11 protein-coding genes are annotated in these 13,384 nt (G+C 72.5%); 3 read left to right on the forward strand and 8 right to left on the reverse strand.

Annotated elements, in window-relative coordinates; genetic code table 11:
- Nucleotides 1-124 precede the first annotated feature (124 nt).
- From ADK52_RS03715 to ADK52_RS03735, 5 genes are read right to left on the reverse strand one after another with little or no spacing between them, the layout of a single operon-like run.
- Nucleotides 125-2,653 carry an aldehyde dehydrogenase family protein gene (locus ADK52_RS03715; RefSeq protein WP_234343309.1) on the reverse strand — a complete coding sequence of 843 codons (2,529 nt, stop codon included), beginning with the start codon at nucleotides 2,651-2,653 and terminating at the stop codon, nucleotides 125-127.
- On the reverse strand, nucleotides 2,650-3,870 hold the full coding sequence (locus ADK52_RS03720) for an acyl-protein synthase (protein WP_234343312.1): 1,221 nt from the start codon (nucleotides 3,868-3,870) through the stop codon (nucleotides 2,650-2,652). Before ADK52_RS03720 ends, ADK52_RS03715 begins: the two co-directional genes overlap by 4 nt.
- On the reverse strand, nucleotides 3,867-5,003 hold the full coding sequence (locus tag ADK52_RS03725; RefSeq protein WP_053688341.1) for a GNAT family N-acetyltransferase: 1,137 nt from the start codon (nucleotides 5,001-5,003) through the stop codon (nucleotides 3,867-3,869). Before ADK52_RS03725 ends, ADK52_RS03720 begins: the two co-directional genes overlap by 4 nt.
- Nucleotides 5,000-6,373 carry an MFS transporter gene (locus ADK52_RS03730; protein ID WP_053688342.1) on the reverse strand — a complete coding sequence of 458 codons (1,374 nt, stop codon included), beginning with the start codon at nucleotides 6,371-6,373 and terminating at the stop codon, nucleotides 5,000-5,002. Before ADK52_RS03730 ends, ADK52_RS03725 begins: the two co-directional genes overlap by 4 nt.
- Nucleotides 6,370-7,653 carry a phenylacetate--CoA ligase family protein gene (locus tag ADK52_RS03735; protein WP_053688343.1) on the reverse strand — a complete coding sequence of 428 codons (1,284 nt, stop codon included), beginning with the start codon at nucleotides 7,651-7,653 and terminating at the stop codon, nucleotides 6,370-6,372. The genes ADK52_RS03730 and ADK52_RS03735 overlap by 4 nt, the downstream gene beginning before the upstream one ends.
- Before the next feature lie 354 nt (nucleotides 7,654-8,007).
- Between ADK52_RS03735 and ADK52_RS03740 the strand changes: the two genes are divergently transcribed.
- Nucleotides 8,008-8,586: a molybdopterin-dependent oxidoreductase gene (locus tag ADK52_RS03740; RefSeq protein WP_234343322.1), complete on the forward strand. Its 579-nt coding sequence runs from the start codon at nucleotides 8,008-8,010 to the stop codon at nucleotides 8,584-8,586.
- A gap of 76 nt (nucleotides 8,587-8,662) precedes the next feature.
- On the forward strand, nucleotides 8,663-8,989 hold the full coding sequence (locus ADK52_RS03745; RefSeq protein ID WP_053688345.1) for a hypothetical protein: 327 nt from the start codon (nucleotides 8,663-8,665) through the stop codon (nucleotides 8,987-8,989).
- 29 nt (nucleotides 8,990-9,018) lie between these two features.
- On the opposite strand, the gene ADK52_RS03750 is transcribed toward ADK52_RS03745, so the two are convergent.
- The gene (locus ADK52_RS03750; RefSeq protein WP_159045838.1) at nucleotides 9,019-10,011 is read right to left on the reverse strand and encodes an alpha/beta fold hydrolase; all 993 of its coding nucleotides are present in this window, start codon (nucleotides 10,009-10,011) and stop codon (nucleotides 9,019-9,021) included.
- A 213-nt stretch (nucleotides 10,012-10,224) separates the two neighbouring features.
- Nucleotides 10,225-11,700 carry an MFS transporter gene (locus ADK52_RS03755; RefSeq protein WP_053688347.1) on the reverse strand — a complete coding sequence of 492 codons (1,476 nt, stop codon included), beginning with the start codon at nucleotides 11,698-11,700 and terminating at the stop codon, nucleotides 10,225-10,227.
- A 139-nt stretch (nucleotides 11,701-11,839) separates the two neighbouring features.
- On the opposite strand from ADK52_RS03755, the gene ADK52_RS03760 reads away from it, so the two are divergent.
- Nucleotides 11,840-12,661 carry a helix-turn-helix transcriptional regulator gene (locus ADK52_RS03760; protein WP_053688350.1) on the forward strand — a complete coding sequence of 274 codons (822 nt, stop codon included), beginning with the start codon at nucleotides 11,840-11,842 and terminating at the stop codon, nucleotides 12,659-12,661.
- Between the two features lie 114 nt (nucleotides 12,662-12,775).
- On the opposite strand, the gene ADK52_RS03765 is transcribed toward ADK52_RS03760, so the two are convergent.
- A complete protein-coding gene (locus tag ADK52_RS03765) occupies nucleotides 12,776-13,162 on the reverse strand; it encodes a hypothetical protein (RefSeq protein ID WP_053688348.1) in 387 nt (128 codons plus the stop codon).
- Between the last annotated feature and the right edge of the window lie 222 nt (nucleotides 13,163-13,384).

The raw sequence follows: 13,384 nt of genomic DNA on the forward strand, positions 1-13,384 counted from the left end.
GCGGTTGCACGAGTTCCCACTCGGCATCGGACAGTTCATGGCGACGTATCACGACACCATGATCCACAACCCAAGATCACTTTGACGACAGGACCTAGGCCGTGTCGTTCGGATCAGGCCGGGACTACCGCCGGCGGTCCACCACCGCCAGCAGCTTCCCGCTGGTCGCCGTACGGTCCAGATCGGCTCCGTCGACCACCTCGACCGCGAAGTCGAGCAGCTTCTCCGCCACCGCCGACCGCACCTCCGGGTACGCGGCCAGGAACGCCTCCCGCGCCCGGTCCGGATCCGGAGCGTGGGCGCTCTCCAGCCGTACGGTGAGGCCCTCGCGGGCCGCTCCGGCCGTCAGGACGGCCTGGAGCTCACCGCCGTACCCCAGCCGCTCCCCGGCGATGGCCACGAAACGCCGGTAGTTGAGGAAGTACGTCGCCACCCGCATCACCTCGCCCAGCCGGCCCAGCAGCTCGAAGCGCGGCGCGTGGCTGCCGCACGGGCAGCGCCCGGGCAGTGCGCGCCCGAGGTCGCCGATCACGTACCGGTCGAGGTGCTGGCCGCGCCGGGCGCGGGTGGTGAAGACGAGCCGGCCGGTCTCCCCCGGGGCCACGGGCCGGTCCTCGTCGACGTCGACGATCTCCAGCGTGTGCAGGTCGGCGTGGAGGTGGTGGACGCTGCCGCCGCTCTCCGTGCACTGGTAGCCGAGCGGGCCGAGGTCCGTGCTGCCGTAGGTGATGGAGTGGATGACCTCGATGCCGAACGTCTCGGTCAGCGTCCTGCGCTGCTCCTCGGTGAAGTGCTCGCCGCCGTAGTAGATCTTGCGCAGTCCTCCGTACGAGCGCAGCAGGTCCGCCTCCTCGTGCAGGAGCTGCCAGAGGTAGGAGGGCATGCCGAACAGCGTGTCCACCTCGTACGCGGCGATCATCTCCGCCGTGGCCCGGTGGTCGGGGCCCGCCGCCATCGGCATCTGGACGCCGCCGAGCCGCTCCAGGATGGAGAAGAAGCTGATGAACCCGCCGTACATGCCGCCGCAGTAGAAGAGGTTGGCCGTACGGTCGCGGGCCGGGTCGTAGCCGGCGGCGAGGAGGCCGCGGGCGGCGGCGTGCATCTGCGTGTCGTAGTCCTCGTACGTGAACAGCGACAGGGCGGGCGTACCGGTGCTGCCGCCACTGCGGAAGTACAGCTCGGCATCGCCGCGGTCGACCCCGCCGTTGAGGTCCTGGACGGCGGCCTTGTCCAGCAGCGGCCCGGTCGGCGGCGCGAAGACGGCCGGGCGGGCGAGGTCGTCGAGGCAGGCGGTGGCGGCGAAGCGCGCATCGGCCTGGACGGCGACGCGGCGGCTGTAGCGCTGGAGGGCGTAGACCCCGTCGTGCGGTTCACCGGCGTAGCCCGCGGTCATGGCCCCGACGGGGGTGACGCGGGTGGCCCCGGCCGCCAGCACCAGGGCGGAGAGCTCGGCGATGTCGGTGCGGCTGCCCGCGAGGCCGGCCGTCTGGAGGTAGCGGCGCATGGGGCGCAGCGTGGCGATGAGGTCCTTGCGGGGCAGCGGCTTCACCCAGACGCTGCGGTGCAGCGGTGACGCGGTGAGGGCCGGGCGGGTGTCGGCCATGACGCGCCAGGTGCCGTCGGGGGCGGACAGGACGCGGGTGAGGCCCAGGTGCTCCTCCAGACGGGCGAGGTGCTCGGTGGTGGTCAGTTCGGCGTACTCGGCCGGATCGAGGTCGCGGTCCGACGCGGCGGGAGCGGGTTGCGCGGCCAGGGCGGCGGCGAGGCGCTCGGCGAACGCGTACAGGACGTCGGCGTTCCCGGCGTCGGTGTCGAGGTAGACGACCTGGGGGCTGGAGCAGGCCTGCTGCTCGAAGAGGCAGACGTCTTCGGCCAGGGCGGCCACCGTCGCCCCGTCGGCCCAGGCGTCCTCGGTGACGTAGGCGAAGGAGATCTTGTGTCCCCACTCCACCAGGCGGCAGCCGGCCGGGACATGGGCGGCGACGCCCTCGACGGCGCTCTCGCCGCCCCAGACGGCGACGGCGTCGGCGGGCGCGCACATCAGGCGCAGCCAGTCCTGGCGGGAGGAGGGGAAGCGGAGCACGATGATGCGCTCGGCGAGGGCGCCGCTCGGGTCCAGTGCGGCGAGTTCGGCGAGGAGGTGCTGGGCGAGGAAGGTGTCGGCGCTGCTGGTCTTGAGGACGTTGACGTTGCCGGCGAGGAGTCCCTCGATCAGGCTGAGCGGGGCGACGGTGGCGGCGTTGCCGGGGGCTATGTGGGCGACGAGGCCGACCGGTGCCCAGGCCTCGTAGACTGTCTCCTTGGCGTCGGGGCGGTTCAGCCGCTGCGGGGCGGTGCCGCCCAGCTCGCGGCGGAGCTTGCGGGTCAGGGAGGCGCGGCCGAGGAACTCGGCGAGTTCGGCCAGGAGTTCCTCCCGGTCCGCGTCGGCGCCCTCGGGCAGGTGCGGGGCCAGCCGCTCCCGTACGCGGTGGCCGGGGTCGCGCAGGGCGCGGGAGAGCGCGTCGCAGGCGGCCAGGACGGTCTCGGTGTCCAGCGGCGCGGCGAGCGCGGCCTCGACGGCCGCGGGCAGGGTGGCCAGCCGGCGGGCGGCCTCCTCGTCCCCGATGAAGGCGCCCTGCCAGTAGTGGTGGTTGAGGTTGATGGTGTCGGTCACGACATTCCCTTCATCAGTTCGGCGGCGGCCACGGCACAGCTGCGGTTGCGGCTGACCCCGGCCCGGCCGTGGATCGTGAACCACGGGGTGGTCAGCTCGCAGCCGCATTCCTCGCCCGGGTGGAGCGAGGCGAGGTCGCCCATGACGACGCTCTGGGCCGGTACGGAGGTGATGTACGGGGACACCAGGTGCAGGTAGCCGCGCTCGCCGTACGGGAGCGGTTCGAGGGTGCGGGTCGAGCGGATGAAGACGCGGGACCAGACGGGTGCGTGGAGGTTGTGGTGCGCGCACTCGATGTACGGGATGCAGTGCTCGACCGAGCCGAAGGTGTCCCGGATCCGCTCCGAGGGAACGCCCAGCTGCTCGGTGACGCGGGCGTACAGCTCGTGCTTGCCGATCTGCCGGTCGGTGTGGCCCTTCCAGCCGCCGCCGAGGATGATCAGGGAGCCTTCCGGCAGCTCCAGCGGCGGGAGGCCCATGGCCCGCATCCGCTCCAGCGTGAACCAGAGGAAGGCCGGGAAGCCGAGGATGCGGACGGGTACGTCGTCCTCGGCGAAGCGGCGCAGCGCGGCGACGCAGCCGAAGGGGTCGAACTCGTGCCCGTTACCGGTGTTGCGCAGGGCGTACTCGACCTGCCGGGCCGGGGCGAAGTCGCACAGGTAGTTGTCGGTGAACGAGGTGCCCAGGTTGAGGTCGCGGGCGGGCTCGTAGCTGTAGAGCAGGTAGTTGACCGGCTGGTCGGGGGTGATCCAGCCGTTGTGGTCGAAGATGCGGGCGACCATGCGCTGGGCGGAGCGGATGGTCCACTCGTCGAAGAACATCTGCGACTTCTGCCCGGTGGTCCCGGAGGAGGTCAGGTGGAGGTGGACCTCCTCCTCGGGTATGGAGAGGACCTCGTGGCGCTTGAAGAAGTTCGCGTGCACCAGGGGCGCCCGGTACGGGGTGTCCGGCCGTGCGCCGTCCTCGTACAGGCTGCGGAAGAACGGGGAGCGGTCGCGGTGCCAGTCGTTGATCTCCGCCATGGCGGCGGCGAACAGCTCCTCCTCGGCGGGACCCGAGGTGTAGGGCTCGGTCAGGTCGCAGAGCCGCTGCACCCCGCCGAGGGCGGTGGCGTCGGGGACGTCCACGGGGGCGAGATGGGGTTTCGCGGGGGTCGCGGAAGGGGCCGTGGACGGGGGCGCGGAAGGGGTCGTGGACGGGGGCGTGGAAGGGGTCATGAAGCAACCTCACGTACGGGCAGATGCGTCGACGCCCAGGCCGACACATAGGAATCGAGGAAGGGCCGCAGCGGCGGGTCGACGACCAGCCCGCGGAAATCGATGTGCTCGGCGGTCCGGGACATCACCACGTAGTCGTGGAAGCCGTCCCCGTCCCGGCGCATGGCCGGATACAGGGCACTGGCGATGAAGCCCTGGGCCGCGAAGGCGGAGAGCGCGGCGTGGTGTTCCAGCGGTACGAGCGCCTCCACGTAGCCCGCGCCGGCGCGGGTCAGCGTACGGGTGACCGGCTCCAGCCAGCCGGCGGCGGCCGCCGGGTCGGGGTGGGCGGTGACCAGGGCGCAGTAGCCGCCGGTGCGGTTGAGGTAGGCGTACACCTCGAAGCCGCCGTCGTCGGGGGTGAGCAGGATGTTGGGGGTGTGCAGCGGGTAGAACCAGCGGCCGGTGTCGGGGAAGTGCTCGTGGAAACGGCGGCGGACGAAGGCCGGTGCCTCGATCATCTCCAGCCGGCGGGGGGCGGGCCCGGCGGGCGCCGGCAGCGGCGGCGTGGGCCGGGCGTCCGCGTAGCTGATGCCGAGGCTGGCCTCGGCGGTGCGCAGCAGCGGCAGCAGGGAGGCCGGGACCTCTTCGACGGGTACCCGGCGGTCCAGCACCCCGGGCGAGTGACGCGCGTAGAGCGCGAGGCTTTCGCGGCTGCTGAGATCCACGGCGTTGGGCAGGATGCCCAGCGGGCGGAAGCCGTTGCGGGCCACGACGCGCTGGGGTCCGGCGCTGACCGTGCGGACGGTGGCGTACACCGAGTCGAGCTTCCCGGCATCGAGGGTGCCGGCACACACGGCCTCGGTCAGCTGTCCGGCGAGCCCGGATCCGCGCTGGTCGGGGTGGACGGCGAGCCCTTCGAGGCGGCCGATGCGGCTGCCGGGTTCGCTGTGGACCGCCGCCGATCCGGCGAGGGCGCCGGTACGGGGGCAGCGCGCGACGAGCCAGAGCGTGTGCGGGTCCTGGATCAGGCGGGACATCTCGGCGGGATCGGTGCCGAGGGCCGTCGGGTAGTGCGGGCCGTAGACGGCGTAGTAGAGCTGGCGGAGATCGGCGATGTCGGCCGGGGCGGCCTGCTCGATCGCGGCGGTCATCGCGCGCCTCCTGCGGGGGTGGGCTCCGGCGCGGGAGCCGGGTCGGGTGCGTCCGCCGGGTCGGGTGCGTCCGCCGGGCGGGAGTGGCCGGGCAGCAGGGCCAGGGCGAGGGCGGCGGGCACGAGTCCGGCCGCCTGGATCAGGCAGAGCGTCTGGGCGGAGAGGTGGTCGCCGAGGAATCCGAAGAGCAGCGAGGCGACCGGGAAGGTCGCGCCGAGGACGGCCTGCATGACGGCGAAGAACGCGGGCTTGTCGGCGGCCGGGACCAGCCGCTGGAACAGGGCCACGAAGCGGACCCCGATCACCCCGACGCACCAGCCGGTCAGCAGCAGGGACCCGGCGATGACGGGCCGTGCGGCGATCAGGCCGGGGACGGCGAGGGCGGCCGCCATCGCGCCCAGGCACGCGGTGCCGACCACGGCGGGCCGGCCGGGCACCCGGGCGCCGGTGAAGGAGCCGATGAGCGTGCCCACGCCGAGCGAGGCCTCCAGGAGGGCGACGGTGGAGCCGTCGCCGTGCAGCACCGAGGCGGTGTACAGCGGCATGACGACGAAGACGGCCGTGGTGAAGAGGTTGGCCGCGGTGAAGCAGAGCAGGATGGCGCGAACGTACGGCATGGAGCCCAGCAGCTGACGCAGGGTCCGCCGCGGCGCCCGCTCCCCTCCGGTGGAGTCGGCGGCTTCCGCGGCCCCCGCCGTGTCGGGGTGCGCGGCGGTGCGGAACCGTACGGTCGCGATGAGCAGGGCGGCCGTCGCGTAGGCGGCGGCGCAGCCGACGGCGAGGCCGGCCACCCCGGCCCCGTCCACGACGAGGGCGCCGAGCAGGGCCCCGCCGAGACTGGCCAGCGACTGCGTGGACAGCTCGAAGCCGGTCGCCGCCTCGATGTCCGCGTCGTCGACCAGCTCGGGCACGGAGGTGGTCAGGCACGGGTCGAAGAAGGCCTGGCAGGTCGCCAGGGCAAGGGCGGCGGCGTAGGCGGCGGCGACCGGGAGGTCGCCCGCGCAGGCCCACACGGCCAGAGCTGCGGCGGCGGCTCCCGCTCCCCCGGCCGCGGTGCGCAGCAGCGAGCCGTGGGCGAAGCGGGCGATGGCGCGGGCGACGAGCGGGGCCAGGACCACGGCGGGCAGCGTGCTGACGGCCATGAACAGGCCGGCCGCGAAACCGCCGTCACCTGAGGCGGCGTCGCTGATGAGCCACCAGGAGATGCCCACCTGGAACATGCGCACGGCGGCCTGGGTGAGGACTTGGCCGAGCCATACGGTGCCGAACGCACGGTTGCGCAGGACGAGGGGCGGTCGGCGGCCGGAGGCGGCCGCCGGGGGCGGGGTGGTCCGCGTCGGATCCGGAGTCGGGGTGGTCGGCGTCGTCATGCGGTCGGCCTCTCGTCGAGGACGCGGACGAGCTTGCCGGAGCGGGAGTTGACCACCAGGTCGCGGTGGCGGGCCCACTCGACGCGCAGCGGGTGCACGAATCCGGCGTCGACGCTGTCGGGATAGAGCGGCCGGGCGGTGTTCAGCCCGGTGACGACCTCCTCGGCGAGGACCTCCAGGCCGGCCGTGTCCCGGCCGGCGGCGGCGGTGGGCGTGGCGAGGCGCAGCACGAGGCCGTCGCGCCCCTCCCAGCGGCGTACGACGAGCTGCATGCCGGTGACGCGGCAGTCGGTGTCGGCCTCGGCGACGGCGTCCGTGACGTCCTGCCAGTACAGCGAGACGGGGCCGACGCGTACGCCTTCCTCGGCCCGGCCGAGGATGCGGAAGGCGCCGCCTTCGGTGTCGGTCCACTCCGCGCGGTCGCCGGCGGGGTAGCGGATGACGGGCATGAGGCGCCGGTACAGCTGGGTGACGACGACCCGACCGGGGCGGCCCGGCTCGCGGATCGGCTCGCCGGTCGTCTCGTCCAGGATCTCGACGAGGGTGTGCGGGGCGAACGGGCGGTGCGTGCGGGTGTCTTCGCCCGCTCCGGCCGCGGGCCGGCCGAGGAGGCCGCCGTCGACGCTGGCATAGCCGAGCGAGCGGGGTGTGGCCCGGGGGAAGGCCGCCGAGAGGAGGCGGCGCTGGTCGTCGAAGAGGGCTTCGCCGCCGAAGAACAGGAACTCCACGCCGGGCAGTTGGCGGCCGGCGGAGGTCAGGTGCTCGGCGAGGCGGCACAGCGTGGTCGGCGTACCGGCGAGGACGTCGGCGGCGAAGTCCTCGATCGTGGCGAGCGTCGACTCCAGCGGTGCGCCGCCGCCTATGGGCAGGCGGACGTTGGCGACGGGGGCGTGCGCGAGCGAGTCCAGGATGAACAGGAAGCTGGCGTAGAGCTCACCGGCGTAGAAGAGGTCCGCCACCCGGTGCCCGGGCCGCAGGCCCGCGTCGACCATGCCGGAGCCGAAGGCGGTGACGAACTCCTGCCATTCCTCACGGGTGTAGCAGGAGAACCGCGGGGTGCCCGTGGTGCCGCCCGTCTTGAACACGACCGCTTCCCCGAGGGGGGCGGTCAGGACGCGGTTGTCGTTCAGGGTGTTGGCGGCCCAGAACGCGTCCTGGTCCACGACGGGCACGTCGGTGATCCGGCTCACGTGCGGCGGCAGGTCCGCGTAGAGCTCGGCATAGAAAGGGGAACGGTCGCGGGCGAAACGCACGAGGTCTGAAAACTGCTGGACGGGCATGCTGCCTTTACCTCGAAAGAAGAAAGATGAAAGTGGGAATGGGCGGGAGACAGGCGGCGCGCGCGTCGGGGAGTGGTGGAACTCACACCACTCTCATCCGTTGATCAGTCAACAATGCGGGCCTTGCACACAGTTGGCGAGCGCGGCGCTAACCTGATGTCTGTTCACATGATGAGACAAGAGGAACGCACCGCCAAATCGATCGATGGCGGAACCACGGACTTCCGGCCCGCGGGGCCGAAACCGCACAGTCCGGGGGTTTCCTTTCCACGGGATTCGGCGCGCCATTGCGAATGCGCCCGACCGGCCATAATGAGGGGAAGGCCAATCCCTACCGAACAGGACGACGACCTCGTGGGAACCGCACCCCTGCCTCCGGGCCAGCGCCTCGCCAAGGGCTGGCCCGTCTCCCACTACGGCCCGGTCCCGAGGTTCCGTCCCGAGCGCTGGTCCCTCCAGGTCTTCGGCGCCACCGCCACGGGCGACAAGTACGCCTGGTCGTTCGACGAGTTCTCGGCGCTGCCCTGCGTCACCATCGAGACCGACCTGCACTGCGCCTCGGGTACGACCTCCACGGACCACGAGTTCTTCGGAGTCGCCGCCCGGACGATCCTGGAGCTCGCTCCCCCGGCCCCGCAGGTCACGCACGTCATGGCCTGGGCGGAGTACGGGTACAGCGCCAACCTGCGCCTCGGCGACTTCACCTCCGACCGCACCGTGCTGGCCACCCACCACGACGGCGAGCCCCTCACCGTCGAGCACGGGTTCCCGCTGCGCCTGGTCGTCCCGCACCTCTACGGCTACAAGGGGCCGAAGTGGCTGCGCGCGATCGAGTACATGACGGCCGACCGGCGCGGCTTCTGGGAGGAGCGCGGCTACCACAACATCGCCGACCCCTGGACGGAGCAGCGCCACTCCTACCAGGAGCAGTAGCCGGTCCGACCAGGCACTATGGCCCCGGCTGACGGGCATCCGTGTCCCCGGCGCCCAGCGAATCGTTTGCGCAGGCATGACGACGACGCGCTCCACGCTCGCCACCACGGCGCGACACCGGGCAGCTGCGGATGACGGCGACCGCCCCCTGTACGTCCCCACTCCCCGGCAGCCGGCCCACGCGGCCGTGTCCGCCCCGCTGTTCGAGCAGCTCGCCCGGGAGTGGGCGGCGCGGGGGGCCACCGTACCGGGGCGGCCGGATCCGGCCTGGCGGCGGCTGATCTCCTGGGAGCACTTCGAACGGGAGACCGCGGCCACCGTACGCAACCTGCACCTGCGCGGCCCGGAGCCCGTACCCGTGCCCGCCTCCCCGGCGAACCCTCCCCGGTGGATGCGGGCTTGAGGCCGTGACGGGCGGGGGCGGCCGGACGGTCACCGACCGGTACGGATCCGGCCCGCGACCAGCCGGATGGCGCTGATCGTCAGGTCCGGGTCGTGCAGCTGTACGTAGTGGTCGCTTCCGGTGGCCAGGAGGTGCGGGGTCTGCTCCCCCAGCTCCACCAGGGCCTGCTGGACCGCGGGCCAGGCGCGCTCCAGCGGTGCGAGGAGGACCTTCGGGCTCCCGGCCGGGGCCGCGAAGGGCTCCGTCTTGCTCAGCACGGCCATCGGTACCTTCGGCAGCGGCTCCGCCGCCCTCACCGCGCCGACCGCGCCGTCGATGTCGGCCTTCTCGAACCCCGGGTCGGCGTCGAAGGGCGTACCGGGGTTGTTGAGCAGCCTCACGTACGCGGGCCACCGCGCGCCGAAGTACGGCTTCATGTCCGTGCCGAACGCGTCGAGGAAGACGAGGCCAGCCGTCTTCTCCGGATGCCGCTGGGCGTACAGCCGGGTGATCATCGCGCCGAAGGAGTGGCCGACGAGCAGGTACGGTCCGGGCACGTGTCCCGCCGTCAGCACGTGGTCGAGGTCCGCGGCCATGGCGGTGAGGGAGCGCGTGCCGGTCTGCGGTGTGCTGCGGGTGGTGAGTGCCGGCGGGTCCGCGTAGCGGATGGTCCCGGGACGGTCGTACGTGCACACCCGCGCGAAGGCCGCGACGCCCGGGAACACCGCCGGTGACCTGGGGACGGGCGGGCGGGTGTCGGTGACGTTCCAGGTGTCGGAGGAATCGTGGAGCCCGGATTCCAGGACGACCGTGGGACTGCCGCTCCCCTTGCAGCTCAGCCAGAGCCTTCGGCCGCCGCCCACGTCGACCTGGCGGGAGAAGTCCTGGGGTGACCGGCTCGGCCCGGCGGCGGATGCGGATGCGGATGCGGCCGGGGCGCCGCGGAGGGGCGGCGGGCCGCCGCACCCGGTCAGGGCGACCAGGGCCGTAGCGGCCAGGGCGGCGGTCACGGCGGCGGTCAGGAGCGGAATCCGCTGTCGCATCGGCACTCCCCGCGTCTCGTGTTCCGCGTACGCCCGGCCGCCCCGCTCCGTACCGTCCGGCCCGATCATCCGGTACGAGCGGCCCGGACCGCGGGATCGCCGCACGGGAATCGCCGCCACCGGACGCGGGACGCCGGACGGGGACCGGTCCGCGGAGGTGTCCTCCGCTTCCGGTCCCCGGTCCCCGATCCCGGTTCCGATCCCGATCCCGGGTCAGACCTTGCGCGTACGGCCGCCGCCCAGGCCGAGGCCCACCAGGACCGCCGCCGCGACCACGATCACCGCGTCGATCACCAGGACCGTGCGGACCCCGCCGAAGAGCGAGCCCTGCGTGGTGGCGAGGACTCCGAGCAGCGGGATGCCGATCGTGAGGCCGACCTGCTGCGTGGTGGTGACCAGGCCGGTCGCCAGCCCCTGCTCGGCGTCGGGCACGCCGCTCGTCACGGTGAGCCCGTACGAGATGATCGCGCCGAGGTGGAACATGCTGGCCACCGAGACGGCGACGGTCGCCACGAGCGCGCCCGACTCGGCGCCCACGGTGAGCAGCACGGCGGTGAACAGCCCCTGGCCGAGCAGCGAGCCGGTCAGCGTGCGCCGGGCGCCGAAGCGGCCGATGACCTTCGGTGCGTACGAGCCGGCGAAGGCGGAGGCGATGCCCTGGACGCCGAAGACCAGACCGGTCCGGAAGGAGGACAGTCCCAGCGTTTCCTGGAGGTACAGGGTCAGGACGAAGATGACCGTCGACATCATCGAGAAGGTCACCAGACCGGCGATGTTCCCCCAGGCGATCGTGCGCCGCTTGAGCATCGGCAGCGAGACCAGCGGGGCCGGGCTCTTCGACTCCACCACGGCGAAGGCGACGAGCAGGGCCAGGCCGGCGAGCAGCGTGCCCCACACGTCCGCGCCGCCGAATCCGCGCTGGGCGGCCGTGGACAGGGAGTAGATGAGCGCGAGCAGACCGCCGGTGACGGTGATGGCGCCAGGTACGTCCAGGCGCGGCCGGTCGGGGGTGCGCGACTCGGGCAGCAGGCCGGGGGCGAGGGCGAGCACGATCACTGCGGTGACCGCGAGCAGCGCCATCGTGGAGCGCCAGCCGAGGGTGTCGGTCATGACGCCGCCCAGGACCATGCCGATGGTGAAGCCGAGGGAGAGCAGGGTGCCGGAGATGCCGAGGGCCTTGTCGCGCAGCGGGCCCTCGGGGAAGGTCGTGGTCAGCAGGGACATGCCGGTCGGCACGATGACCGCCGCGCCCAGGCCCTGGAGGGCGCGCCCGGCCAGGAAGGACGCCGGGTCCCAGGCCAGGGTGGCCAGCAGCGAGGCGGTGCCGAAGAGGGCGAGGCCGAGCAGGAACAGCTTCTTCCTGCCGAACAGATCGGCGATCCGGCCGAAGAGGAGGAGGAACCCGCCGGACGGGAGCGCGAAGGCGGTGACCGCCCACTGGAGGGCCGACTGGCTCAGGCCCAGGTCCTTGCCGAGCACCGGCAGGGCCACGTTCAGTACGGAGAAGTCGAGCGCCACCATGAACTGGGCGGCGCAGAGCACGAAGAGGACCAGCTTGGCCCGGCCGCTGAGCCGTTCGCTCCCGGGGGCTGCTGCCCCGAGGCCGCCGGTCGTGGCCTTCGTCGCCGTCGTCGTTGTCGCTGCCGTCGTTGTAGTCGTTGTCGTCGTTGTCTGAGAATCGATCGCCATGGCCACACCTTCGCGGCCCGGGAATGCCCGTGGAGAGTGGGAACTTATCCTGTTGGTGGCACCACCAGGCAGCCGACAGGGGGATTGAGTGGCTACACCGATCGACAAGCACCGCCGTTCCGAGCTGCGCGAGTTCCTCATGAGCAGACGGGCCCGGGTCACGCCCACGGAGGCGGGCCTGCCGGACGGCGGGGCCCGACGGCGCACCCCGGGCCTGCGCCGGGAGGAGGTCGCCGTGCTCGCGGGGGTCGGGGTGTCCTGGTACCAGTGGCTGGAACAGGGCCGCGACATCACGGTGTCCCCGCAGGTGCTCGACTCCGTGGGCCGGGTCCTCAAACTGTCCAGCGCCGAGCGCCGGCACCTGTACGTACTGGCGGGGCTCAACCCGCCCGCGCTCGAAGTGGCGCCCGCCGACCGGGACATGTGCCAGGGGCTGAAGCGGCTGATCGACGCCTGGATGCCGTTCCCCGCGCACATCATGGACGCGTACTGGAACACCGTCCTCTACAACGACGCGGCCGCGCTCGTACTCGGCATGCGCCCGGAGATCGTGCAGAACTGCCTCATCGCGTTCTTCACCGATCCCCTCTACAAGTCCCGTTCGCTGCACTGGGAGGAGAACGCCTGCAACGTGGTCGCCCAGTACCGGGCGGCGAGCTCGGAGTGGCCCGAGGACGAGGGGTTCCGGGCCGTCATCGAGGAAGCGCGGGAACTCAGCCCCGAGTTCGCCGCGCTGTGGGACCAGCGGGACATCCGGCCCGGCGGCCAGATGCGCAAGGAGCTCGAGCACCCGGTCGTGGGGACGCTGTTCGTCGAGTCGACGCAGCTGCGCGTACCCGCCCGGCCCGACCTCTCGATCGTGCTGCACACCCCGCTGCCGGCCACCGACACGGCGGAGAAGCTGGAGTGGCTGACCTCGGCGGAGGGGCGCCGGGGAACGATGTACCCGATCGCCGGCTGACCCCGTACGCGGGTGCCCGGACCGGGGACCCCGTACGCGGGTGGCCGGACCGGGGACCCTGTACGCGGGTGGCCGGACCGGCCGTGCGGCTGGTCCGGCCACCCCGGCGACGGGCTACCGCTCGCCGGACACGGCGCGGGTGATCTCTTCCTCCACCGCGCGCAGCTCCTCCTGCCGGTCCATGAGGATCAACAGCTCCCGGTGGTTGGTCAGCGCGGTGACGAGAAGATCGCCCCAGCCGGGTTCCAGCGCGCACATGCGCCGCGCGGCGGCGACGGACTCGGCGCGCAGGGCCAGCGCGATCTCCGGCCGGTGGGCGAACTCGTAGCGGCTGTACTTCCACAGTGCGGCGGACAGCAGGGGCAGATAGGCCAGGGGGCTCACCTGGACCAGGACGCGGTAGGCCGCGACCCGCTCGCGGACCGGCGGCTTCGCCGATCCGAGGAGGACGACCCGGGCTCGGAGGACTGCGTCGTGATTGATGTTCGCCGAGTGATTCATGACGGTGATTCTCAAAGCCGCGAAGGGGCCCGAACAAGGGCAATCGACTGTGCCCTTGATCCTACGAAAACCCCCTCTGACCTGTCATGATGGATACGTCTTCACCCCTGCGCCCCCCGGACGGCCCGTCGGCCTCCGCGACGGGATGCCGCCCCCTCGCCCCTCCCCCGCTAGGTCATGCGCAACGCCGGCCCCACCGCCTTCCGCCCCCCCGGGCGGCCG

Source organism: Streptomyces sp. WM6372, from assembly GCF_001279655.1.
In the GTDB taxonomy this organism is placed as follows: Bacteria; Actinomycetota; Actinomycetes; order Streptomycetales; family Streptomycetaceae; genus Streptomyces.